The sequence below is a fragment of the Serratia sp. SM04 genome, assembly GCF_040280225.1.
Classification (GTDB): Bacteria; Pseudomonadota; Gammaproteobacteria; order Enterobacterales; family Enterobacteriaceae; genus Serratia; species Serratia sarumanii.
This window is the reverse complement of record NZ_JBEOQT010000001.1, coordinates 299,855-324,123: the sequence shown is the minus strand read 5'-3', so window position 1 is coordinate 324,123 and position 24,269 is coordinate 299,855. Positions and strand designations below refer to the sequence as shown.

Below are 24,269 nucleotides of genomic sequence, written 5' to 3'. Positions count from 1 at the left end.
TAACCATGGTTAATAGGTCAGCCACATACTATTCAAGGAATAAACCAATTACTCTCCTGTTTTTCCCAACCGATGAAATCCTCCATCGCCGGGGTGAAGCCACTTTAGCGCCCCCGCCGCAATCTTGAAATATTATTTCATCAAACACGATAAATACGAGATTAAAACCTAATAAACACCATTAAATTACACATAGAGTCTAAAAATGACATCTTTTAGTTCAATAATTAGATCTCCATAAAAAATTCATTATGGATAAATTATCACTTAGTGACAGATATCAATATTATTGGAAAACACAGAGAATCAGGGTTATTGAAAAATATAACCTCTCAGCGCAAAATCCCTTCCCGAAACAAAAAATGAGAGGATTCCTATGATTTTCATTATAAATGGAAGGGTTAAGTTCAATGAATACGAAGGAACCCTGGAGAGCGTCAATGCCCCGCAAAATATGCAGCCGCTAGCGGCCGCGGCTTGCCGTTTGCTTTCTATTTTCGTCAGGAACAATGAAATGTTGATTAAGCGTCAACAATTACTTGAAGAGGTCTGGGAAGAACGAGGACTAAAAGGAACAAACAGCAACTTGAATAACTATATCTCACTATTGCGTCGCCATCTGGCGCAACTTGGCGAGACGGAGTTGATAATCACTTACCCCCGGCAAGGCTTTAAGTTCGTTGCAAAAAAAATTAGCCGACACGCCACTGCCGAACCGGAAAAAGAACAAAACATAATGGAGGAAACCGTTGTTCCCACGCAACCGCCGGGGCAAGCCGCCCCCAGAGGGCGTGGTAGCGGAAAATTATTATCGGCCTGGCGGCAGTTTCAGAGTTGGAATAAATGGGTTAATCTCATCCTATTCATCAGCATCGCTGCATTGATCATGGCCAGCCATCAGTACTCCGTACGTAACAACCTATTCAGCGGCACTCAGTTCGCGGGTTGCCAAATATACAACATGGGGTGGGATTACCCAGAGAAGGAAACGGTAACCGACATGGTAAAGGCCTATGTCAATTGCCAGAAAAAGACTAAAGTTTATTACTATAACAAAATCACGCAGGATAACAGGCAGTTTGAAGAGAAAATGCTCGTATCCTGCCGGGAAAACGCAGGCCGCCAACCTTGCGAAGTGGTTTATATTCCATAAATGAGTAACGTTTTTCACTACCAGTGATACAAAAACAGCAAGATGTCCGTTCACGGACACGTTCAACCTGCCGTTATTTGCTATACACGCCATCACCAACCACATCCCATAATCGTCTCATTATGGGATGTTCCCATCATTTTCTGGTTACGGAACACAGCAGCTCAGGCTGCCTGCCGTAGTACATAATAAAATTGTCATCATTCAATTTGGCAATTTTTAAAACATAGTAATGTTTTTCCTCACCCAACAGAAACGTCTGCGCATCGGAGTAGGTGAAGTTATCCATGGATTGAAGGATTTTCTTTTCAATGGCGACATAGTAGTACCCACGATGATAGTGATACTTCGTTTCGAGCACGCGGGCTATCACCTGCTTCTTTCCATCCCGATAGGCTAAACCGTTAAGCGTAATGGTCGCGCGGCGCCATCCCGAACGCACGATGTTCACGTACAAACCGCTGGTTACCGTCCCATTCGGCGTCATGCGCGTCGTCGATAAAGACGCATTGCACTCAGGGAAATCTCGCGAGGCGGTCAATAAATAAATCAATATAACAATAACAAGGGCAATAGCAGCAGATAATGCCAGGTAGAAAGCACGGCGCGAGCTAACCTTCATTGATCACCTCAAACTCATCTTCACAGTGCGCATCCATATTCTTAACGCGGTGTTTCGGGCAATACGAGATGAAATCAATCAGCTTTTTGTAGTTCGTATAATGGTATGTCAATCGAGAGTAATAAACCGTTGCCGGTACATCACAATCAAAACCACGGCTTTTGAGCCTTTCCAGGGCGTCGGCAATATACCGCTCGTCGATCCGCTCGCTGGCGTTCAGCGTCTCCACGCGGCAAGATTTGTAGCTGGCGATCTGGGTCTGATAAGCGGTGTCGTAACGTTCGGTAAAAAAGTAAACGCCCGCCAATACCAACGCAATCCCGATAAACAGCAGCGTTACCTTAGGTAAAATGGCATCGCAACGGCGCCGGACGGGTAAAGGCGCGGCAGGAACGCTTTCGTCCTGCGTCATATTGTCCGCCACGGAATGAATGCTGGCGGCGGTAAACATAAATCCCTGCCTCGGCACGGTAACCAGAATTTCGCTCTCTCCCAAGCCGGCAAATGTACGGCGCAGGCTGGCGATATAGTTGTTCAGGTTACTGTTCGAGGCCGTTTTGCCATGATCGTCCCAGACGGTGGAAAAAATAAAGTCCCGGCTAATCAAGATGCCGTTATTTTTTACCAACAGCGCGAGCAGACGATTGGCTATCGTGGTGAGCGTCACCGGTTCGAGGTTCTCCTCCGCCAACGCCAGCGTCGAGTTATCCTCATCGAAGATAATTCGGTTATTGATTAAGAACCTCATAATCGCTCTCTTAGACCTACTCCTGGCGCGGATTATAGCTGAAACATAAGAATCTTCCTATCACACGAACAATTAACCGCCGCGCGGTTAGACAAGTCTTTCTCACAACGTAACCACGTCGAGCGTGACGGCCAGCCTCTCTGACCTTCCGCCGGCATTGAGCCGGTGTCCACTAAACGAACAGCGCATTTTGCATGCAGCATGAGCAATCTTTGCTCAGCCGATGAGTGCCCGCAGGGAGGGAATACTTAGGATTCAGGAGGGATACAGCGAAGGAAGAGGCTCACTGCAGCAGGAAAAACCCCAGCTCACTGGCTCGCCACGTCATTACGAATAACAACTCAACATGTTGAATTATATGGAAAAAAATAAATTATGATAAGCTGATTTCATAATTTCACTTTTAATTTCATATTTTCAAAACGCCCTCTGCTTCTAATATCATGTTATTTCACCTTCCCAGGACGCATTTTAGGGCTATTCTAGGCAACGAATACTTGATCCCAGAGACATAAGACGAGCGCAGACCAGCGTCGACACGAGAACAACTGATGAAAACCCAACGGCTTTTCTTTTCCCTGGGTTGGCGTTTTTATGGAATGATAAATAAGACTTTATCGGATTTATACCTAAACGAGTTAATTATAAACACACGCAAGCTTTCATTGGGACTTTCATGGAAAGAAATACGCCCGTAGCCTTTACCTGATGAGCTACCGAATTCTAAACGGGCATTTAAATAATGCGGTATTTTTGGCCCGCACACCTTTTAATTACATTTAATTCGTGAAGCTTACTTATAAGAAAGAGGCAGCCTGGTTGCTATAAGCCGCCCTTCTGCAGCCGTATTTCTGGGTATTATTCTCATTATACTGGAGCTTATTAATGAATCAGCGTTTGGATATCATCGGTATTGGCCTTGGCCCGTCGAATCTTAGCCTGGCGGCCTTAGGGAGTGAAATAGAGGGATTTACGGGGCAATTCCTGGAACGCAAACCCCATTTCTCCTGGCACCCAGGGATGATCCTGGCGGATTGCAGCATGCAGACCAACTTTTTAAAAGACCTGGTGAGCGCGGTTGCCCCAACCAACCGGTACAGCTTTCTCAACTATCTGGTAAAAAACAGGAAGTTCTACCGTTTCCTGACCACGGAACAGCGCACCGCATCGCGTGAAGAGTTTGCCGATTACCTCTCCTGGGCCGCCGGCGGCATGCGCTCATTAGCATTTAATCAAGACGTTCAACGGGTCGAGTTTGACGATCGGCAGCGTCAGTTTGTGGTGACCACCTCGAATAAGGTCTTCCACGCCAGGCACGTCAGCATTGGGATTGGCAAGAAAATAAAGTTGCCTGATTGCGTGACGGTGCAAAGCGATCGCTGTTTCCATGCCAGCGAAATGATGCTGCGCAACCCCGATCTGACAGGCAAACGCGTGGCGATCGTCGGCGGCGGCCAGAGCGGGGCCGATCTGTTCCTGAATATTTTTAAAGGGGAATGGGGGCAACCGGAACAGCTCGACTGGATATCGCGCCGCAACAATTACAACGCGCTCGATGAAGCGGCCTTTGCCAACGAATATTTCACGCCCGATTACGTCGAGAGCTTTTACTCACTGGATAGCGCGGCCAAGCGGCATATGCTGGCCGAACAGAAGATGACCTCAGACGGCATCACCAGTGAGTCGCTGCTGGCGATTTATCGCGCCATGTACCACCGCTTCGACGTCCTGCGCGAGAAATTATGGGTGCGCCTGCTGCCCAGCCGTTCGCTGACGGCCGTGAAACACACGCTGGATAACGCCTACCAACTCGAAACGCGCCATCATCTCGATCACGGCGAAGAAGCCTTCAAGACGGACGTGGTGATCTTTGCCACCGGTTACCAATCGGCAACGCCAGAGTTCCTTGAGCCTTTGGCCCACCGTTTGCTGACCACTGCGGATGGCGAATACCGCATCGCCCCCGACTTTACCTTTGAGTGGGAAGGCCCTGCGGAGAACTGCTTATTCGCCATGAACGCCAGTATGCATAATCACGGCATTGCCGATCCGCAGTTGAGCCTGATGGCGTGGCGATCGGCCCGTATTCTTAATCGCGCTTTAGAACAACAGCCGTTTGATCTGAGTACAACGCCGAGTGCAATTCAATGGCGAAGTGAAGGTGTCTCTCCCACGTTTTAATCGCGAGCACGCCTTAATCATTATCACAGCGCTATGATGGAATGACGTATATGAAAAGACAAATTATTAAATTTATTATAAAGCAGCTGGCCGTATTGGCCCCCGAATTCAAGGCCAGATTGCTCTACAAAAAAGCGTTTGGCAAACCGTTAAACTTGCAGACGCCGTCCACTTGGAATGAAAAGATCAATCACCTGAAGTTGAATGGCTATAGTCACAATGCGTTGGTGAAGCAATGCGCAGATAAATATGCGGTGAGAGAGTACATCAAAGAAAAGGGGTGCGAAGAGATCCTGAATGAATTGTACTTTGCCTGCGATTCAGTAAACGATATTCCGTGGGACACGTTGCCGGACAAATTTGTTATCAAAGGGAATCACGGTTCCGGGTATAACCTGATTTGCCAGAATAAAAAATTGCTGAATATCACGAGCGCCAAAAAATTGATCGACGGCTGGATGAAAGACGATTATTGGAAAACCTATGTAGAACTCAACTACAAAGGGATACAAAAAAAGATCATTGGCGAGAAGTATATCGAATCGGCCAATGGTCACGGGCCTGAAGACTATAAGATCTATTGCTTCCGCGGCGTGCCTTACTGCACCTTACTGTGTGTCGGCAGGGATACCGGTTCGCCGAAGTATTACTTCTTTGACAAAGATTTCAAGTTTCTCTGCTACAGCGAGGACTGCCTGGCATTGAGCCAGGAAGAAATAGACGCCTTCGTGAAGCCAGAGGGTTACGATGAGCTGTTTGAGTACGCCTCGCGCTTGTCGGCGCCCTTCGAGTTTGTTCGCGTTGATTTCTACATCTCGCAAGGCCGAATCATTTTTGGCGAGCTGACCTTTACCCCTTCCGCCGGGCTGGATACGGATATCCTGCCGCCGACCGATGTTTTGCTTGGCGAGATGCTGACGCTGCAACAGCACTGATTTTCACCTGGCCCCACGGTGAAGATCGGCAATACCTGCCGGCATGTTCGCGGCCTGCCGGCCGGTATTGCCCTGAGGGTTATCGGGCCGCCGATCTCGCCGGTTCATGCCGCCGTTACAGCAAAACCCCTGCCGGCAATCCCTGGCAGCCCACGCCCGCCCCAAGAACAATACCTCAGCCAGACCACATAACCATTTGAAAAATAATGGCATTAAACGATTAATAAGAATCACTTACATATTTATAATAAAATGTTCTATATGTATAGGAAGCTATAATATAAGATACCGGAAAGTTTCCCTGGTGTTGTTGTGTGTCTTTGCCCTATTTTATAGGGCTTTTTTTGCTAAAAACCGTTGATAACCGTGTGTTTTCATCCGCCCTCGCCGTTTCTTCCCTCATAAGAATCATAACCATTTCTAATTAATACTAATCCTTCTTATTCCTGACTTACCAATAATAACAATGAGTTGCTATTAACCCGGCAAAGCAACTGGCGGCGCGCTTCCGGGTTTCGCGGCCGGAATGTCCACCCTAAAGGTAGGTTTTTGCCTGACGCGAACGGATGCTACTATCGGCCTTTTTCGAGGATGTTGATCCGCATGTTCTTGTCCAACCGGCATTTTATCTCCGCGCTTCTGGCGCTCGCCATCGGCCTTTGGCTGCCGGGCTCCGTGCTGGCCAGGCCCGATTTGGAACGCAAGATCGGCACTACCGTAGCCGATAGCGATTCTGCGGATTATCGTTTCAGCGATCTGCGCTTCACCTCCGCCGATGGCCAACGGCATTACCGTGTTCGCATCGCCCAGCCGCGTCGGGCGCCTGCGCCTGACGGCTATCCAACGATTTATTTCCTCGACGGCAATGCGGTGCTGATGGAGTTGAACGCCGCCTTACTGGCCAAATTGGCAGCGGCGAAGCGGCCGCCGGTGCTGGTGATGATCGGTTATGACAACGATCTGCGCATCGATGCCGCCGGCCGCGCCTACGACTATACGCTCCCTCTGCCGGCAGGCATGAAGAAAGCGCCGCGGGCCGGCGGGGGCGCGGATGCGTTCCTGCAATTGATTGAAACTCGGATCAAACCGGCGATCGCCGCCAAACTGGCGGTCGATCCGCAGCGCCAAACGCTGTGGGGCCACTCCTACGGCGGGCTCTTCGTTCTGCACACGCTGTTCACCCATCCCGCCGCCTTCCAGCGCTACATCGCCGTGGAACCCTCACTGTGGTGGGGTAACGGCATGATCCTGCAAGAAGCGCAGCAGATGACGGAACGACGTGCGGTGCCGGCGACAAGGCTGCAACTGTGGGTTGGCCTGGCGGAACGCGATCGCGCGGCTCCGCCCGGCGTGAAGAGCCCCACTCTGCCGGCAGATGCAACGCATTTGCTGGCCGAACAGCTGGCGCAGCTCGGCGGTCTCACCGTCGGCTATCGGGAGTGGCCCGCCTTAGGGCACGGCGCCATGCTGGGCGCGGCCATCGAGCCGGCGCTGAGCAGCGTCATCGCAGAAGACTGAATCCGCGGATTGGAAGGTATCGGCCACATTTTCATCTGCGGCGCATATCTTCTGATGAGAAGAGTGTTTACTATCTGAGACGATGAAGGGTGGTCGCGGATGGGGGCGTCAAAAAACAAAGTGGCTCCCCCGTCGGCAAGTGAGCTTGCTCTATCCGGTGGAGCCATACAGTACTGCAGTTTTCCCGGTGGGGCCCTGGTGAGGCGCAAGTAGGAATAGATGGTGTTGGCAGGGCATTTCAGCGTTTTAATACCGCCTGTTTCACTATTTTCTTCTCCCTGTGACGCCTACTATAAGCGCCCGCTCACCGGGTGGAAAAGGGTGAAAACCACCCTTGAAATACATTAATTAAAGTGATATTAGAAGCGGTTGGAGCGAAAGCGCCTAGTTCGGTTTTGAATAATTAAATCAGGGAATTATATTAAAAATGAATATTAATATCACCGACAAACCCAACCCGCAGGATGAAGAGTTCGTTATCGACAGCCTTTGGGCGCACAATCACAAAACCCAGCCCGTAGACATTCACCCGCTGTTCCTGACCGTCACCGACGACAACCAGCAGATCGTCGGCGGCCTGGTCGCGCGCACCTGGTGGGGCGGCCTGGAAGTGCAGTATCTGTGGGTCGGCGATCAATGCCGCAAAAGCGGATACGGCCGCCAATTGATGGAGCTGGCAGAAGAAGAAGCCCGCAAGCGCGGTTGCCATATGGCCTATGTCGATACCTTCGATTTCCAGGCCAGAGGCTTCTACGAAAAACTGGGCTACCGGGTCTACGGCGAGCTGGGCGACTATGCGCATCGCCACACCCGCCATTACCTGGCTAAAAGCCTGTAACGCAGCCTGAGCGGCACAGAGGTGGGTATGGGTTCATCGCATAAAGATAATGAATCTTATTTTAAGGGCCTCATCACCATGATGGAGCACCTGAGCGAACCCTGGGGCATCAAAGATCAGCTGTCCCGCCACCTCTATATGAACCGCGCCGCTTATCTCTATACCAATACGCCGCTGAATTTCGACGTCGCCGGTAAATATGACCACGAATTCCCCGCCGACTGGGCCGACTCCGCCGCCGACTTTATCGAGCATGACAAGATGACCGAAGCGGCGCGCGATCGGGTCACGGTCATAGAAACGCACTACTGGTACGGCAAAGACAGCCTGACGCCGTTTATCAGCGAAAAGCTGCCGGTGTACAACGATGACAAACAGGTGATTGGCGTGATCTGGAACGCCAAGCCGATGAACAGCCTGTCGCCGCTGAAATACATCAATCAGCAAAAACCCAGCGTGTTGACCACCGAAGTCAATAACGAGCTGTTCACCCGTGCCGAACTCGATGTCATTTTCCTTATGCTGCAACGATTTACGGTGAAAGAGATCGCCAAAATCTATAACGTCAGCAATAAGACCATCGAAAACCGCATTTATAACATCTACCAGAAGGCCAACGTGCATACTCAGCAGCAATTTGAGGAATACTGCAAATACGCCAACCTGGATAACTACATTCCCGATCGCCTGATAACCAAAGGCATTCAGTTTATTTGAACCGCAAGGAAGATCTCACCGTGATAAAGATCGAAGATTATCCGCTCACCCGGGTGCCGCAGGATAAACGAGTTTCGTTTTTAAGCGTGGCCATCGTACATATGGGCATGTTGACCGCGCTGGACCAGTTCATGCTCGGCGCCGTACTCGGCAACTCCATGACGCTGATTGACGCCTTCACCGCCATTTTCGTCGGCAGCCTGATCTTCGGCGTGGTGACCTACGGCCTGGGGCTGGCGGGCATGCGCGAAGGCATTTCCGGCAGCCTGCTGGCGCGCTGGTGCGGCTTCGGCCGTCTGGGCTCGGTGCTGATCGGCGTGGTGGTGGCCGTCAGCCTGCTGGGTTGGTTCGGCATTCAGAACGCCATTTTCGCCAAGTCGCTCGACTTCGCGCTCGGCAATAAGCTGGGCTTCGGCCTGGCCGCCGGGCTCTCGGGCACGCTGCTGACCATCCTGGTGGCATTCGGCTTCAAGGCGCTGCGCATCGCCGCCCGTATCGCGGTGCCGATGTTCATCATGCTGGTGGCCTATATTTCGGTGACCGCGCTTTCCGGCCATAACCTGCAGGAGATCATCCAGCTGGCGCCGCCGGGTGAACCGCTGACCATCAGCGCCGGCATCACCATCGTCGTCGGCGGCGCCATCGTGGCCAGCCTGATGACCCCCGATCTGACTCGTTACTCCAAAAACGGCAAGCACGTGCTCGGCGTCACGCTCTTCACCATCATCGCCGGCGAGTTCGTGGTGAACGGCCTGGCGATCCTGATCGCCAAAACCCTGGGCACCGCCGATGTGGTCACCATCATGTCACAAGCGGCCGGCGGCGCCGGTTTGCTGGTGGTGGTGTTCTCCACCCTGCGCGTCAACGATCTCAACCTGTACTCTTCTTCGCTGGGCATCGTCAACGCGGTGGAAGGCATCACCGGCAAAAAGCTGAAGTACACCTACACCACGTTGGTGATCGGCATTCTGGGCACCACGCTGTCGGTGCTGGGCATTCTTGACCGCTTTGTCGACTTCCTGACGGTGCTTGGCGTGGTCTTCCCGCCGATTATCGGCATCATGCTGGTGGACTATTACCTGCTGCGCAGCCACCGCAAGATCCTGGACGAGAGCCGCCGTACCGGCCAGTTGCCGAGCGAAACGCCGACCATCGGCTGGGCGGCGATCGTCGCCAGCATCGTCGGCGGCGCCGTTGGCCTGGCGACCGAGTGGGGCGTGCCGACCATCAACTCTCTGGTGGCCGCCAGCCTGCTGTATTGGGTGCTCAAACTGGCCTTCAGCCGGGCGCAAAAACCGCTGGCCTCACAGAAATCGCTCTGATTTTCGCGCATGCGTTAATGCACTCCTCCGGTAACGGGGGAGTGTTTGATGCTCGAAAAGGGAGATTCAGTGCAAAAGAATAGGCCGATCGCGCAGACAAACGGCCGTGGTAGTTAGGGTCCCTGGTGTCGGTAGCAAGCTATCCATTATGCTCAGAGTGTGGCAACGCCCCCTCTGGGCTTTTTATTATAAAAATTGTTGGCTTCCGTGTTTGATCATAAAGAAAAACTTCAGCTTGCATGAACAGTAGCCCATGAAATCGGTTTTGGTCAACATAAAAGTAAACATAAAACCGGCTTTTGTGTTCACTTTTCCATAAGAAAAACCTAATCAATTGATTTACACGGCTTTATCTTTCGCGCAGAGAAAGCAGGCCATCCCCGCTGACATCACTGCGCTAAACGGCTGACGAGAAACAATAATTACCGCCAATAATCAGCCTGTTACCCGCGCGTCCGCGCCTTTTTATCTGGACAACGCCAGTGCGTAGGATATAGTGAAGCCTGCGTAATGTTTGTAAGGACAGCCAATGAAAACCACCAACGCACAGCGCAAAATCAACATCATTAAAAATATTGAATATCTGATGCGTACCCGCGGTGAAACCAAGGCTTCCTTTTCCAATCGCAGCGGCCTGACGCGCACGACTCTCTACAAAATTCTTGACGGAAGAGTGAACAACGTTCAGCAATCCACCGTGAATCGGATCTCCGATTTCTTCGGTGTCTCCTGTGAAGAGATCGAAGACTACGATCTGGAAAAGCTGGAGCTGCTCAACGAGACGCTGTCCACCGAGGGCAACAAGAACCCTTCCGCCATTCCGGTGATCCCGCAGTCGCGCTATCTGGCCGTCTCGCAACGCAAGATCGGGCAACTGGTCACCGAGTTTCCTCTGACTTATTTCTTCGGCGATGAGTCGAACATGTTGGCAATGAAAATAGAGACCGAAATTAAAGGGTCATTTATTCCCGGCGAGATCATCATCATAAAACGTCCGCCGGTACTGATTTGCGATTCGCCTTTGCTGTATCACTCGGGAAAAAGCGGCTTCTTTGTGGTTGACGACAAAGACAGCGAAAGCATGGACAAACGCCCTCAGGACACCGTGCAATTCCTGGGTTACATCGTTGGAGAAAGGTTATAAATGGAACCGAATCAGAAGTTCAAGCTGTTGGGCTTCACCCGGCATGGCACCATCGCGGCCAATGTCATGGTATTGGCCACCGGCAAAACCATTACCATGGGGCTGAATGAGCTGGCCGACAGCGAAATATCGGAAGATCTGAGCCGGCACGAGCTGCAGGCGCTGTACCGCAAACTCTATGGCGACAACCAACAAAAAACCGCCTACGAGCTCAGCGATCGCCATGAACGCTCCTGGTACGCCTACCTGATTATTACCGTGGCGCTCAGCGTGATTTATATTTTCTCAACGCTGTGCGGCGTTAAGCCGATCCAAATCCCGGTGCTGAATCTCATCACGCCGCCGGCGATCTTCATCTACCCGCTCACGTTCATTCTGGTGGACATTCTCAACGAATTCTACGGGTTGCGGCTGGCCAGGCGCACCATCATCATCTCGTTTATCGCCAACCTGACCTTTGTCCTGGGGGTCTGGGTGACGACGCTGGTGCCGAGCATTCCGCAGTGGGAGTACAGCGAGACCTACAACGGCATCGTACACAGCATCATGGCGGTGCTGGTGGCCTCGTCGGCGGCCTATCTGATCTCCGAGAACGTCAACTCCTACCTGCTCTGCAAAATCAAAGAGTTGACCAACTCCCGCTACCTGTTTGTGCGCGTGATCACCAGTACCGTAGTGGCTTCGGCCATCGACAGCGTGGTGTTCTGTACGCTGGCGTTCTACAACGTGCTGAGCTGGGACATCATCAAAACCATGATCCTGTCGCAGTTCCTGATCAAGGTGGTTTACGCCCTGCTGGGCGTCGGGCCGATCTACGCCACCCGCAGTCTGTTTAACCGCTACATCAATACCGAACAAGCAAAGGGCAATGAATATGCATATCCAAAAGCAAGATAAGATCACCCATCTTGGCGCCAACTCCGATTATCCGGATCAATATGCTCCCGCATTGCTCGAAGCCTTGCCGCGCGCGCGCGGCCGCGATCTGATCGGCGTGGACGAGCGGCAGCTGCCGTTCAGCGGCTTTGATCTGTGGACCGCCTTCGAGCTGTCCTGGCTCAACGCCAAGGGCAAGCCGGTGGTGGGCATCGGCGAATTTACCTTCCCGCACTCCTCGTCGAACCTGATCGAATCCAAGTCGTTCAAGCTGTATCTCAACAGCTTCAACCAAACGCGCTTCGACAGCGTGGAACAGGTGAGCGCCGCCATGCAGCAAGATCTGTCGCAGGCGGCCAACGGCCAGGTCACCGTCAAACTCTATCCGGGGCTGGAAGGTTACCCGGCGCAGATCGACCGCCTGCCGGGCATCAATATCGACGATCTGGATATCGCGGTCGACGACTTCGCCTTCAAACCGGAATACCTGAACGGCGCGGCCGAGAGAGGGGAACCGGTGTCGGAGACGCTGTCTTCCAATCTGCTGAAATCCAACTGCCTGGTCACCAACCAGCCGGACTGGGGCAGCGTGGTGATCCGCTATGAAGGCCGCAAAATCGATCGCGAAAGCCTGCTGCGCTACCTGATCTCCTTCCGCCAGCACAACGAATTCCACGAGCAATGCGTCGAGCGCATTTTCAACGACATCAAGCAGAGCTGCCGCCCGGAAAAACTCAGCGTGTTCGCGCGCTACACCCGCCGCGGCGGCCTGGACATCAACCCCTTCCGCAGCGATTTCGAAACGGCGCCGGCGCTCGGCCGCCTGATCAGACAGTAAGCGTTATCCCCCAATGCTCCCGCCGGGGAGCATTGTTTCCCTCGCATTCATCTCCCTGTTATTTTTCGCCATTATCGTCGTCAGCGGCTATCTTCAAAGCACACTGACGGAGATTAACGACGCATGCCTGACCTTTCACGCAGAGACATCCTGCGGGCTGCCGCCATCGGATCGGCTTTCTCACTGTTGCCCGCCTCGATTCGCAAAGCGCTGGCCATTCCCGCCAATAACCGCACCGGCACCCTGCGCGACGTCGAACACGTGGTGATCCTGATGCAGGAGAATCGCTCTTTCGACCACTACTTCGGCACCCTGCCTGGCGTGCGCGGCTTCAGCGATCGTTTCACCATTCCACTGCCCGGCGATCGCCACGTCTGGCAGCAGCAGGGCGCCGAGCGGCTGGTGCTGCCCTACCACCTGGACAGCAAACGCGGCAACGCCCAGCGCGTCACCGGCACGCCGCACTCGTGGGTGGATGAGCAAGCCGCCTGGGATCACGGCCGCATGAGCGCCTGGCCCACCTACAAAACGCCGGCCTCGATGGGCTACTACCGCCAGCAGGAGCTGCCGTTCCAGTTCGCGCTGGCCAACGCCTTTACCCTGTGCGACGCCTATCACTGCTCCATTCACGCCGGTACCAACACCAACCGGCTGTTCCACTGGACCGGCACCAACGGCCCGTCCGCCGCCGACGTGGCGGTGGTGGTCAACGAGTGGGACAGCCCCGGCCCGGCGGAGATCGGCTACCAGTGGACAACCTATCCGGAACGGCTGGAGGCAAGCGGCGTCAGTTGGAAGGTGTATCAATTCCTGCCGGACAACTTTACCGACAACCCGCTGGCGGGTTTTCGCCAATACCGCGCCGCCAGCATTCAGGTGGGCAATCCGGCGCGGCCGCCGAAAGACTTCAACGCCTTCGTGCCCTACAGCGATGCGCTCAACGAGGCCGCGCCGCTGTACAAGGGCAACGGCAACACCCTGCCGGCCGCCGACGGCAACGATCTGGACGCCATGCTGGCCGGATTTCGCGCCGACGTGCAGCAGGGCAAACTGCCGCACGTCAGCTGGATCATCGCGCCGGCGGCCTATTCGGAACACCCCGATCCCTCCAGCCCGGTGCAGGGCGGCTGGTTCACCCAAGAGATCCTCAACGCGCTGACCGACAACCCGGAGGTGTGGAGTAAAACCGTCCTGCTGGTCAACTACGACGAAAACGACGGCTTTTTTGACCATATGCCTTCGCCTTCCGCGCCGTCGCTGCGCGAAGACGGCAGCTTCGCCGGTAAATCGACCGTGCCGTTCGACACCGAGATCTTCCAGCACGTGGCCCCGCCCGGTTCGCAGGATCAACCGCCGCCGGACGGCCGCATCTACGGCCCCGGCCCACGGGTGCCGATGCTGGTGCTGTCGCCCTGGAGCCGCGGCGGCTGGGTCAATTCGCAGGTCTTCGATCACACCTCGGTGCTGCAATTTTTGGAAAAGCGCTTTCAGGTGCATGAACCCAACATCAGCGCCTGGCGCCGCGCGGTGTGCGGCGATCTCACCTCGGCGTTCAACTTTGTCGATCCTAACGGCGAAGCGCTGCCGAGCCTGCCCGCCACCAGCCGCCACGCCGCCGACGGCCTGCGCCTGCGCCAGGAACAGCTGCCGCAGGTGCCGCTGCCATCCCCCGCCCACCAGCGTTTGCCCCATCAACGCCGCCTGGCACGCCCTTCCCGCGCGTTGCCCTACCAGCTGCACGTCGAAGCCACCGTCGCGGCCGAGCAGCGCCGCGTGACGCTGAACCTGTTCAATACCGGCGAGCAGGGAGCGGTGTTTCACGTCTACGATCGGCGGGATCTGACGCAGATCCCGCGCCGTTTTACCGTCGAGGCGGGTAAAGCGGTCAGCGACGACTGGCTGGCGGAGAATGAGTACCATCTGTGGTTGCTCGGCCCCAACGGCTTTCACCGCGAGCTGCGCGGCGCCCTGAGCCGGCCGCAGCCGGAGGTGCGTTTGCGCCCGACGGGCCGCAGCCTGCTGCTGCAGCTGAACAATCCGGGCACCGAAGCGATAGCGGTTACCCTCGAACGCTGCCCCTACACGCAGCAAGGGCCGTGGCCTATCACGCTGCCGGCGGGCGGCAGCCACCAGCAAGCGTTTGACGCCCGCGCCAGCGGCGGTTGGTATGACCTTACGCTGCAAGGCGCCGACGGCTGGCTGCGCCGCCTGGCGGGGCGGCTGGAAGATGGCGAACACAGCGTCAGCGACCCGCTGATGGGCCAGGGGTAATCGATCGGCATCAAGGGAGTTCAAAAAGCGAAAGGATATCGCTTATCATTGCGTTCTCGTTCCCAGCCGATTACCCAAGGATCTTCATGCCCGCTGTTCTTATCGCCAAAGCCGGCCGCTGGTTGGCCGCCTGCGTTTTGCTGTTGGCCGGCGCCGCTCAAGCCGCGCCTATCGTCGTCACCGATGTCGCCGGCCGTCAGGTCACCCTGCCGCAACCGGCCAAACGCGTTATTCTGGCCGATGCCCGCGCGCTGCTGGCGCTGAATATTCTGCACCCGCAGCAGCCGCTGAAAAACATCATCGCCTGGGACAACTCGCTGAAGGTCAAAGCACCGGATCTGGTTGAAGCCTATGCGAAAAAATTTCCGCAGGTCATGCAAATCCCTACCTTCGACAACCCCTACACCAGTGATTTCAGCGTGGAAAGCGCGGTGGTGCGCCAACCGGACCTGATCATTTTCGACATCGGTCTGCTGAGCAAATTGAAAGACAGCGGCGTACTGACCCAGCTGGAAAAAGTCGGCATCCCGGTGCTGATCATCGATTTTCGCCAGCAGCCGCTGACCAACACCGTCGCCAGCATGGCGCTGTTGGGTAAAGTGTTTGACGAGCAGCCCAACGCCGACGCCTTTATTCGCCTCTATCAGCAGCGCCTCGAGCTGGTGCGCCAGCGCGTCGCCACGCTGAAACCGGAGCAGCGCCCCAGCGTCTTCATCGAGCGCAGCGCCGGCATCAAAGGCGAACAGTGCTGCAACACCTTCGGCAAAGGCAGCTTCGGGCAGTTCATCGATACCGCCGGCGGCAACAATATCGGCAGCAAGCTGTTTTCAGACATGGGCGGTGAAGTGAACGTCGAGCAGGTGATCAGCAGCAACCCGGATTTCTATCTGCTGACCGGCGCCGACTGGAGCCGCGGGCATCGCGGCACGCTGGCAGTGCCGCTGGGTTACGCTACCGATATGGCCACCAGCCAAAAGAAACTGGCGCATCTGCTGGATCGCACCGGCATTAACGTGCTGAAAGCGGTGAAAGAAAAACGCGTGATGGCGATTTACCATCAATTTTACGACACGCCGCTCAACTTTATAGCGGTTGAGGCGATCGCCAAATTCCTGCACCCGGCGCTGTTTAAAGATATTGATCCGCAAGCGGATATCGAAATGGTGCATCAGAAATTCACCGCGCTGGATTACAGCGGCGTCTTCTGGCTTACGCCGCAATAACCCCCGCCAGGGCCCGCCAGCCGGGCCCTGTTTCCCGCATTCATTATTTAGTTACCCACTTAACTATCCCGTAACAATTCTATTTACTTGCCAATAATTATCATTAAGATTGTCTTTTCTAAAAAAACACATCCGGGTCTGAAACTCTTAAGGCATTATTATGTCACCTCTTTTTCGGCTTTCCCTGCTGTCGGCTGCCATCGCCGTCGCGTTCCCTGTCCTTGCTACTGATAATTCATCTCAGAACGATACCGACACTGTGACCGTCGTCGGCAACTGGCTGGACAACCCTGATACCAGTTCGGTGCTGCTCAACCATCCGGGCGCGCGTTCCATCGTCACCCAGCAGCAGATGCATGAACAGGGCGACCAAACCATCGCCGACAGCCTGCGCGGCGTCCCCGGCGTGCAGGTGCGCGACAGCAACGGCACCGGCGGCAGCGACATCTCGCTCAACGTCGGCGTGCGCGGCCTGACTTCGCGTCTTTCTCCGCGCTCCACCATTTTGATGGACGGCGTCCCGCTGGCGGTCGCGCCTTACGGCCAGCCGCAGCTGTCGATGGCCCCGCTGTCTATCGGTAATCTGCAATCGGTGGACGTGGTGCGCGGCGGCGGCGCGGTGCGCTACGGGCCGCAGAACGTCGGCGGCGTGATCAACTTCGTTACCCGAGACATTCCCAAAACGTTTGGCGGCACCGCCAGCGTACAAACCCAGGGTGCCAGCCACGGCGGCCTGAAGACCCTGACCAGCGCCTCCGTGGGCGGCACCGCAGACAACGGCTTCGGCGCCGAGCTGCTCTACTCCGGCCTGCACGGTCAGGGCTACCGCGACAACAACGACAACACCGACATCGACGATTTCATGCTGAAAACGCGTTATGCGTTCAGCGATCGCGACGAGCTGCTGGCCAATTTCCACTACTACGACGCCAAAGCCGGCATGCCGGGCGGGCTGAGTGCCGCGCAATACGCGCAAAACCCGTTCCAATCCACGCGGCCGTGGGACCAGTTCGAAGGCCGCCGCAAGGATATGTCGTTCAAGTACAAACATCAGGAAGACGACAAACAGTTCGAAGTGTTGACCTACTTCACCGACAGTTATCGCGGCAGCAACATCGAATCGGAAGGTACCGGCAAAAACGCGGGCCAGCGGCGCATGGTCTCCTATCCGCGTCACTATTCAACCTGGGCTATCGAACCAAGCTATTCGCAGGTCTTCCGCTTCTGGGATATGGCGCACGAAATCACCCTCGGTTACCGTTACCTGAATGAAACCATGGACGAAAAGGCGTCGCGTTCGGCCTGGTATAATCCGGCGGATATCGGCTCGACGCCGGAGACCCCGGACTATTACCAGCACACCTCCGGCGGCACCGCGGCCAACGCGTTCTATATCGACGACACCATCAACGTCGGCAACTGGACGGTCACGCCGGGCCTGCGTTATGAAAGCATCCGCACCCACGTGGACGATGCCTTCAACAACATCAGCCGCGAGAAAAGCTACAGCGAACCGCTGCCGTCCTTGAACGTGATGTACCACCTGTCCGATGCCTGGAAGCTGTTCGCCAACGCCAACACCTCGTTCGGCAGCATGCAGTATTTCCAGCTGACCAAAGGCGGCAACGGCAACCAACCTGCGCCGGGGCTGACGGCGGAGAAAGCGCATACCTATGAATTCGGCACCCGCTACGACGACACCGTGGTCAAAGCCGAAGCCACGCTGTTCTATATCGACTTCGATAACCAGTTGCAATACATCAGCAACGACGTGGGCTGGACCAATATGGGCGCCACCAAGCACAAAGGTATCGAGCTGGCGCTCAGCTACGATCTCAGCGAGCTGAACCGGGCGCTCGACGGCGCCAGCGTCTACACCAGCTATACCTACACCAAGGCCAGCACCGATAAGGGCGACTTCGCCGGTAAAGACCTGCCGTTCTACTCGCGCCAGGTCTATACCGTCGGCACGCGCTACGCCACCGGCAGCTGGGTATGGAATCTGGACGGCTACGCGCAGTCCAAACAGCATTCGCCGGGCACCGGGCCGGAGTACATCACGCAGGAAAGCGCCGATGGTCAGTTCGGCGATATCGCCGGTTACATGGTGTGGAATATGCGCGGGGAATATAACTTCGGGCCGCAGCTGTCGAACCTGACGCTGGGCGCCGGGGTGAAAAACCTGTTCGATCAGCGTTACTTCACCCGCTCCAACGACAATAACTTCGGCAAGTACGTCGGCGAACCGCGCACCTTCTTCGTGCAGGGGTCGATCGCCTTCTGATACCGAGGCCCCGCCGGGGCCTCGGTATCACCGACAGTAAAGGCGAAACAGGCGCGCCAGGTGCGCGCCCATAGGCGTCAAAGTGGTGTCCTTGCGTTGGATAAGATAAAACGTCGCTTTCGGCAGACTCTCTTCCAGCTCGAGCGGCACCAAATGCTTGCCCAGAATCGGATCCGAAATCACGTCCACCGACAGAATGCTAACAAAATCGCTCTGCGCCACCAGGCTGGTACAAGCCATAAAGGTCTCGCAGGTCACGCTGATCGACGGCGCCATGCCCAAGTCCCCGAACAGATCGTGCAATAACCGGTAATAACTGCCTTTCGGTGTCGGCATGGTCCAGTCGCAGTGCTGCAGCTGTTTCAGCGAGGTCGCCCCCTCCATCGGATGCCCTTTGCGCACCACCACCCGATACTCTTTTTCCATCAGCCGTTCGTACTGCAACTCGTTGTCGAGGCTGCTGGGATAGTAGGTATTGACGGTAAAATCCAGCTCGCCCTGGCGCAGTTCAGGGATCATCGACACCAGCTGCCCCTCGACGATGCGCACCTTCACGTTGGGATACTCACGATGAAACTGCGTGACCACCTGCGGCATCACGGTGCGCGCAATGCTGCCACCGACGCCGATATTCACCGTGCCGCCCGCCAACCCCAGCCGCTGCTGGATATCTTCCTGCGCCACCCGCAGCTCTTCAAGGATCAGGCTGGCATGCTGGAAAAAGTTATCGCCGCAGTCGGTCAAGACCACACCCTGGCTACGGCGAATAAACAGCTTGGCGCCCAGCACCTCTTCCAGCTCCTGAATGGCCTTGGTCAGTGCAGGCTGGGAAAGGCGTGATGTGCGGCTGGCGGCGCGGATGCTGCCCTGGCGGCTAACGTCCACAAATGCACGCAATTGGTGCAATTTTATCGAGGCTGGCATAGGCGAAAGGCGATAACCGTTATTTATCAATAGCAAGATATTGGCATCTTATTTAGCCAGATTCCATTGTGTACATTCGGAAAAAACATAATAAATAACCAAATTCTTATTTCGCTTAATTAAGCGCATTTTCTGCGCCAATAAGCGCCATTCACGGCAGTTAGTAACCAAATACACCTTTTTCTTTGCAATAGCTTCACCGTCTGATTTCAGTTCAGAGCATAACTGCTGCCTGGAGCGATCCAGCGCGCGATAACTTATGAGATATCACTATGACTAATTCGCTTTCGATGTTGGTGGCCGATTTGTACCCGCAATTGCAGGCCTGGCGCCGCGACTTCCATCGCTATGCCGAGTCCGGCTGGTTTGAGTTCCGCACCGCTACCCTGGTGGCGGAAGAACTCGATCGGCTGGGTTATCGCCTGCAGCTGGGCCGCGAGGTCATCAAGGCAGAGTCTCGCATGGGGCTGCCTTCGTCCGATGAGCTGGAAGCGCAGGAACAGCGCGCCCGCAATCAGGGGGCGTTGGAAAAATGGTTGCCGCACTTTTCCGGCGGCTTCGCCGGCATCGTCGCAACGCTCGATACCGGCCGCCCCGGCCCAACCATCGCCTACCGCGTGGATATGGACGCCCTCGATCTCAACGAGTTGCTGGAACCCGAACACCTGCCGTTCCGTGAAGGCTTCGCCTCTTGCAACAGCGGCATGATGCATGCATGCGGTCATGACGGCCATACCACCATCGGCCTGGGGCTGGCGCACGTCTTCAAAAGCCTGGAGCCCCAGCTTAGCGGCACCGTCAAACTGATCTTCCAGCCGGCGGAAGAAGGCACCCGCGGCGCAAAATCGATGGTGGAGGCCGGCGTGGTGGACGACGTCGATTTCTTCACCGCGGTGCATATCGGCACCGGTGTGCCGGCCGGTGAGCTGGTGTGCGGCAGCGACAGCTTTATGGCCACCAGCAAGCTGGACGTCACCTTCCGCGGCGTCGCCTCCCACGCCGGCGCCAGGCCGGAAGACGGTCGCAACGCTCTGCTGGCAGCGGCCCAGGCTGCGCTGGGGCTTTACGCCATCCCGCGCCACAGCGAAGGCAGCTCGCGCATCAATGTCGGCGTGCTGCAGGCCGGCACCGGCCGCAACGTGATCGCCGATCGGGCGTTTATGAAGGTGGAAACGCGCGGCGCCACCAATGAGATCAACGCGTTCGTCTATCAGCAGGCGCTGAACGCCATCGAAGGCGCAGCCAAGATGCACGGCGTCGCCTGCGACATCGCGCTGATGGGCGCTGCGCAGAGCAGCAAACCGACCCAACCGTGGGTGGATTACATCCGCCGCCTGGCACAGCAGGTAACCGAGCTGACCTCGGTGGTCGATCGCCGCGAACAGGCTGCGGGTTCAGAAGACGCCACCTACATGATGGAGCGGGTGAAATCCCGCGGCGGCCAGGCCTCATACGTCATTTTCGGCACCGAGCTGAGCGCCGGGCACCATAACGAAAAATTCGACTTCAACGAGCAGGTGATGGCGGTGGCTGTGAAAACGCTGGCATCGCTGGCGCTGAACCTGCCGACATTCGGGAGCGAAGCATGAGCAACTCAGCACTGCAGGCATTTATCAACGACTACATTGACCAACGCCGGCCCCGCTTCAGCGCGCTGAGCGACGCGATTTGGGACCACCCGGAAACGCGCTTCAACGAGACCTATTCCGCCACGTTGCTGGCCGATGCGCTGGAGCAGGAAGGCTTCTCGGTTGAGCGCGGCGTAGGCGACATCGAGACGGCGTTTATCGCCAGCTACGGCAGCGGCCACCCGGTCATCGCGCTGCTGGGCGAGTACGACGCGCTGGCCGGGCTGAGCCAGCAGGCGGGCCGCGCCACGCCGCAGCCGCTGGTGGAAAACGGCAACGGCCATGGCTGCGGCCACAACCTGTTGGGCACCGCGGCGCTGGCGGGCGCCTTCGCCGCCAAGGCGTGGATGCAGCAAAACCGGCTGACCGGCACCCTGCGCTTCTACGGTTGCCCGGGCGAAGAAGGTGGCTCCGGCAAAACCTTTATGGTGCGCGAAGGCCTGTTCGACGGCGTCGACGCCGCCCTCACCTGGCACCCGGAAGGCTTCAGCGGCATGTTCAATACCAGTACGCTGGCCAACATTCAGGCGGCGTTTCACTTCAAGGGCGTCGCCGCCCATGCCGCCAACTCGCCGCACCTGGGGCGCAGCGCGCTGGACGCGGTGACGCTGATGAATACCGGCGCCAACTTCCTGCGCGAACATATCGTGCAAGAAGCGCGGCTGCACTACGCGGTCACCAACACCGGCGGCAGCTCCCCCAACGTGGTGCAGGCCGACGCCGAGGTGTTGTACCTGATCCGCGCGCCGCAGCTCGACCAGGCGCAGGACATTTACCAACGGGTGATTAACATCGCCAAGGGCGCAGCGCTGATGACTGACACCCAGATGGAAGTGCGCTTCGACAAGGCCTGCTCCAACTATGTGCCGAACCGCAGCCTGGAACGCGCGATGTATCAAAACCTGTGTGATTTCGGTCTGCCCGAGTACAGCGACGCCGAACGCCGCTTCGCCGAGGAAATCCGCCAGACGCTGAGCCGCGACGATCTGCGCAACGCCAAACTCAACATTGCCCGCACCGGCGGCGCAGCCGGGCGCGAGTGGGTGCAGTTGCTGGGAGAAAAGGTGCTGATGGACGAGGTCGCTCCTTATGTGGAATCCGACGACCTGCTGTACGGTTCTACCGACGTTGGCGACGTAAGCTGGGTGGCGCCGACTGCCCAATGCTTTAGCCCCTGTTTCGCACTCGGCACCCCTCTGCACACCTGGCAACTGGTGGCGCAGGGCCGCACCGCTATCGCCCATAAGGGCATGTGCCTGGCCGGCAAGGTGATGGCGGCGACCGCCATCGATCTGCTGAGCGACAGCGCTCTGCTGGCGCGCTGCCGCAGCGAGTTTGAACGCCGGCGCGCCGAACAGCCGTACCGCTGCCCAATCCCGCAGGGGGTGAAACCCTCCCCATTGAAATAGCATGAACAGACAGGGCCCGGAGAACCGGGCCACTAAGCATAATTATAAATAAATCAAATAATAACAATCACACAACAGAGCAAACACAGAGGGTAAAATCATGAGTGAGGCCACAACGCCAATCAATAAAAGCCCCGGACGCGTTTTTTACTGGGTGGAACGCATCGGCAATAAGATCCCCAATCCGTTTTTACTGTTCGTCTATTTGATCCTGGTGCTTATGCTGGCCACCGCGCTGTTTTCCTGGCTCGACGTGGCGGTGAAAAATCCGGCCACCGGCGAGCTCATCAAGGTCAATAACCTGATGAGCGTGGCGGGCATGCAGTGGATATTTCCCAACATCATCCATAACTTCAGCAGCTTTGCGCCGCTGGGGGCTATTTTGGCGCTGGTGATAGGCGCCGGCCTGGCGGAAAAGGTCGGCCTGCTGCAGGCGCTGATGTATAAAATGGCCTCGCGCGTCAGCGCCCGCTACGCCAGTTATATGGTGCTGTTTATCGCCTTCTTCAGCCATATCTCGTCGGACGCCGCGCTGGTGGTGATGCCGCCCCTTGGCGCGCTGATGTTTGTGGCGGTGGGCCGCCACCCGATAGCCGGACTGCTGGCGGCGATCGCCGGCGTCGCCTCCGGCTTTACCGCCAACCTGTTGATCGTCACCACCGACGTATTGCTTTCCGGCATCAGCACCGAAGCCACCAAAGCGGTGGATGGCGCGGTTCACGTTAGCGTAATCGACAACTGGTACTTTATGGCCACCTCCGTGATCGTGCTGACCATCGCCGGCGCGCTGCTCACCGACAAGTTTATCGAGCCCCGGCTGCCGAAGTGGCAAGGCGGCGCCGAAGACAAAATCGCAGCGCTGACCCCGTTGCAAAACCGGGGGCTGATGATGAGCGGGATCGCCGCGCTGGTGTTTATCGCCATCATCGCCGCTCTGGTGGTGCCGGAGGCCGCGCCGCTGCGTGACCCGAACACCGGTTCGGTGATCCCTTCTCCGTTCATCAAGGGCATTGTGCCGATCATCATCCTGTTCTTCTTCACCGTCGCCATTACCTATGGCGTAGTCACCAAACAGATCCGGCGGCCGGATGACATTCCCCACCACTTGCTCGATCCGATGAAAAGCATGGCGGGTTTTATCGTGATGGTGTTTCCGCTGTCGCAGTTCGTGGCGTTCTTTAACTGGAGCAACATGGGCAAGTTTATGGCCGTCGGCCTGACCGATATGCTGGAAGCCGCCGGCATGAGTGGCGCGCCGGCATTTCTCGGCCTGATGTTCCTCTCCGCCTTCCTGTGCATGTTCATCGCCAGCGGCTCGGCGATCTGGTCAATTTTGGCGCCGATCTTCGTGCCGATGTTTATGCTGCTCGGTTTCCACCCGGCGTTCGCCCAGATGATCTTTCGCATCGCCGACTCTGCGGTGCTGCCGCTGGCGCCAATGTCGCCGTTCCTGCCGCTGTTCCTCGGCTTCCTGCAGCGCTACCGCAAAGACGCGCAGCTCGGCACTTATTACGTGCTGATCCTGCCCTATCCTGTGGTGTTCTTCAGCGTGTGGATTTTGTTGCTGCTGGTTTGGTATGCGCTTGGGTTGCCAATCGGCCCGGGCGTGTATCCGAAACTGGGCTAAACCGCCCCGCT

19 protein-coding genes are annotated in these 24,269 nt (G+C 56.4%); 16 read left to right on the top strand and 3 right to left on the bottom strand.

Features of this window, described 5'->3' with window-relative positions; translation table 11 throughout:
* Window positions 1–376 precede the first annotated feature (376 nt).
* A complete protein-coding gene (locus ABTW55_RS01415; protein ID WP_060422954.1) occupies window positions 377–1,153 on the top strand; it encodes a transcriptional regulator in 777 nt (258 codons plus the stop codon).
* Between the two features lie 136 nt (window positions 1,154–1,289).
* Here the strand turns inward: ABTW55_RS01415 and ABTW55_RS01410 are convergent, their stop codons facing one another.
* Both ABTW55_RS01410 and ABTW55_RS01405 read right to left on the bottom strand, forming a co-directional pair.
* Window positions 1,290–1,775: a hypothetical protein gene (locus ABTW55_RS01410; protein ID WP_033636027.1), complete on the bottom strand. Its 486-nt coding sequence runs from the start codon at window positions 1,773–1,775 to the stop codon at window positions 1,290–1,292.
* On the bottom strand, window positions 1,765–2,523 hold the full coding sequence (locus ABTW55_RS01405) for a helix-turn-helix domain-containing protein (RefSeq protein WP_033636029.1): 759 nt from the start codon (window positions 2,521–2,523) through the stop codon (window positions 1,765–1,767). The genes ABTW55_RS01410 and ABTW55_RS01405 overlap by 11 nt, the downstream gene beginning before the upstream one ends.
* A gap of 885 nt (window positions 2,524–3,408) precedes the next feature.
* Here ABTW55_RS01405 and ABTW55_RS01400 point away from each other — a divergent pair.
* The 12 genes from ABTW55_RS01400 to ABTW55_RS01345 all read left to right on the top strand — a co-directional run bounded on the left by ABTW55_RS01400 (window position 3,409) and on the right by ABTW55_RS01345 (window position 18,670).
* The gene (locus ABTW55_RS01400) at window positions 3,409–4,704 is read left to right on the top strand and encodes a lysine N(6)-hydroxylase/L-ornithine N(5)-oxygenase family protein (RefSeq protein WP_060422949.1); all 1,296 of its coding nucleotides are present in this window, start codon (window positions 3,409–3,411) and stop codon (window positions 4,702–4,704) included.
* 50 nt (window positions 4,705–4,754) lie between these two features.
* A complete protein-coding gene (locus ABTW55_RS01395; protein ID WP_033655230.1) occupies window positions 4,755–5,639 on the top strand; it encodes an ATP-grasp fold amidoligase family protein in 885 nt (294 codons plus the stop codon).
* A gap of 603 nt (window positions 5,640–6,242) precedes the next feature.
* Window positions 6,243–7,157, top strand: coding sequence for an alpha/beta hydrolase (locus ABTW55_RS01390; RefSeq protein ID WP_060423078.1), 915 nt, complete (start codon window positions 6,243–6,245; stop codon window positions 7,155–7,157).
* 427 nt (window positions 7,158–7,584) lie between these two features.
* Window positions 7,585–7,995 carry a GNAT family N-acetyltransferase gene (locus tag ABTW55_RS01385; RefSeq protein ID WP_004937348.1) on the top strand — a complete coding sequence of 137 codons (411 nt, stop codon included), beginning with the start codon at window positions 7,585–7,587 and terminating at the stop codon, window positions 7,993–7,995.
* A 27-nt stretch (window positions 7,996–8,022) separates the two neighbouring features.
* The gene (locus tag ABTW55_RS01380; RefSeq protein WP_060422946.1) at window positions 8,023–8,712 is read left to right on the top strand and encodes a PAS and helix-turn-helix domain-containing protein; all 690 of its coding nucleotides are present in this window, start codon (window positions 8,023–8,025) and stop codon (window positions 8,710–8,712) included.
* 20 nt (window positions 8,713–8,732) lie between these two features.
* Window positions 8,733–10,034 (top strand): cytosine permease, encoded by a 1,302-nt coding sequence (locus ABTW55_RS01375; protein ID WP_033649111.1) that lies wholly within the window; start codon window positions 8,733–8,735, stop codon window positions 10,032–10,034.
* A 529-nt stretch (window positions 10,035–10,563) separates the two neighbouring features.
* A complete protein-coding gene (locus ABTW55_RS01370) occupies window positions 10,564–11,178 on the top strand; it encodes a helix-turn-helix transcriptional regulator (protein ID WP_033636033.1) in 615 nt (204 codons plus the stop codon).
* Window positions 11,179–12,075, top strand: a complete 897-nt coding sequence (locus tag ABTW55_RS01365; protein WP_004937338.1) for a queuosine precursor transporter — start codon at window positions 11,179–11,181, stop codon at window positions 12,073–12,075. It begins immediately after the preceding gene.
* Entirely contained in the window at window positions 12,053–12,892 is an 840-nt protein-coding gene (gene queF, locus ABTW55_RS01360) for an NADPH-dependent 7-cyano-7-deazaguanine reductase QueF (protein ID WP_033655238.1), read from the top strand. The genes ABTW55_RS01365 and queF overlap by 23 nt, the downstream gene beginning before the upstream one ends.
* Window positions 12,893–13,015: 123 nt before the next feature.
* Window positions 13,016–15,163 carry a phosphocholine-specific phospholipase C gene (locus tag ABTW55_RS01355; protein ID WP_060422942.1) on the top strand — a complete coding sequence of 716 codons (2,148 nt, stop codon included), beginning with the start codon at window positions 13,016–13,018 and terminating at the stop codon, window positions 15,161–15,163.
* 86 nt (window positions 15,164–15,249) lie between these two features.
* The gene (locus ABTW55_RS01350) at window positions 15,250–16,386 is read left to right on the top strand and encodes an ABC transporter substrate-binding protein (protein WP_033655227.1); all 1,137 of its coding nucleotides are present in this window, start codon (window positions 15,250–15,252) and stop codon (window positions 16,384–16,386) included.
* 160 nt (window positions 16,387–16,546) lie between these two features.
* Window positions 16,547–18,670 carry a TonB-dependent siderophore receptor gene (locus tag ABTW55_RS01345; protein WP_060422939.1) on the top strand — a complete coding sequence of 708 codons (2,124 nt, stop codon included), beginning with the start codon at window positions 16,547–16,549 and terminating at the stop codon, window positions 18,668–18,670.
* Window positions 18,671–18,697: 27 nt separating this feature from the next.
* Here the strand turns inward: ABTW55_RS01345 and ABTW55_RS01340 are convergent, their stop codons facing one another.
* Window positions 18,698–19,594, bottom strand: a complete 897-nt coding sequence (locus tag ABTW55_RS01340) for a LysR family transcriptional regulator (protein WP_025304273.1) — start codon at window positions 19,592–19,594, stop codon at window positions 18,698–18,700.
* 272 nt (window positions 19,595–19,866) lie between these two features.
* Here ABTW55_RS01340 and ABTW55_RS01335 point away from each other — a divergent pair, with 272 nt between their 5' ends.
* The 3 genes from ABTW55_RS01335 to abgT all read left to right on the top strand — a co-directional run bounded on the left by ABTW55_RS01335 (window position 19,867) and on the right by abgT (window position 24,258).
* Entirely contained in the window at window positions 19,867–21,183 is a 1,317-nt protein-coding gene (locus tag ABTW55_RS01335; protein ID WP_049235426.1) for a M20 family metallo-hydrolase, read from the top strand.
* Window positions 21,180–22,631 carry a M20 family metallopeptidase gene (locus tag ABTW55_RS01330; RefSeq protein ID WP_060422936.1) on the top strand — a complete coding sequence of 484 codons (1,452 nt, stop codon included), beginning with the start codon at window positions 21,180–21,182 and terminating at the stop codon, window positions 22,629–22,631. Before ABTW55_RS01335 ends, ABTW55_RS01330 begins: the two co-directional genes overlap by 4 nt.
* Before the next feature lie 100 nt (window positions 22,632–22,731).
* Window positions 22,732–24,258 carry a p-aminobenzoyl-glutamate transporter gene (abgT, locus tag ABTW55_RS01325; protein ID WP_028127596.1) on the top strand — a complete coding sequence of 509 codons (1,527 nt, stop codon included), beginning with the start codon at window positions 22,732–22,734 and terminating at the stop codon, window positions 24,256–24,258.
* The last annotated feature ends 11 nt before the right edge of the window (window positions 24,259–24,269 follow it).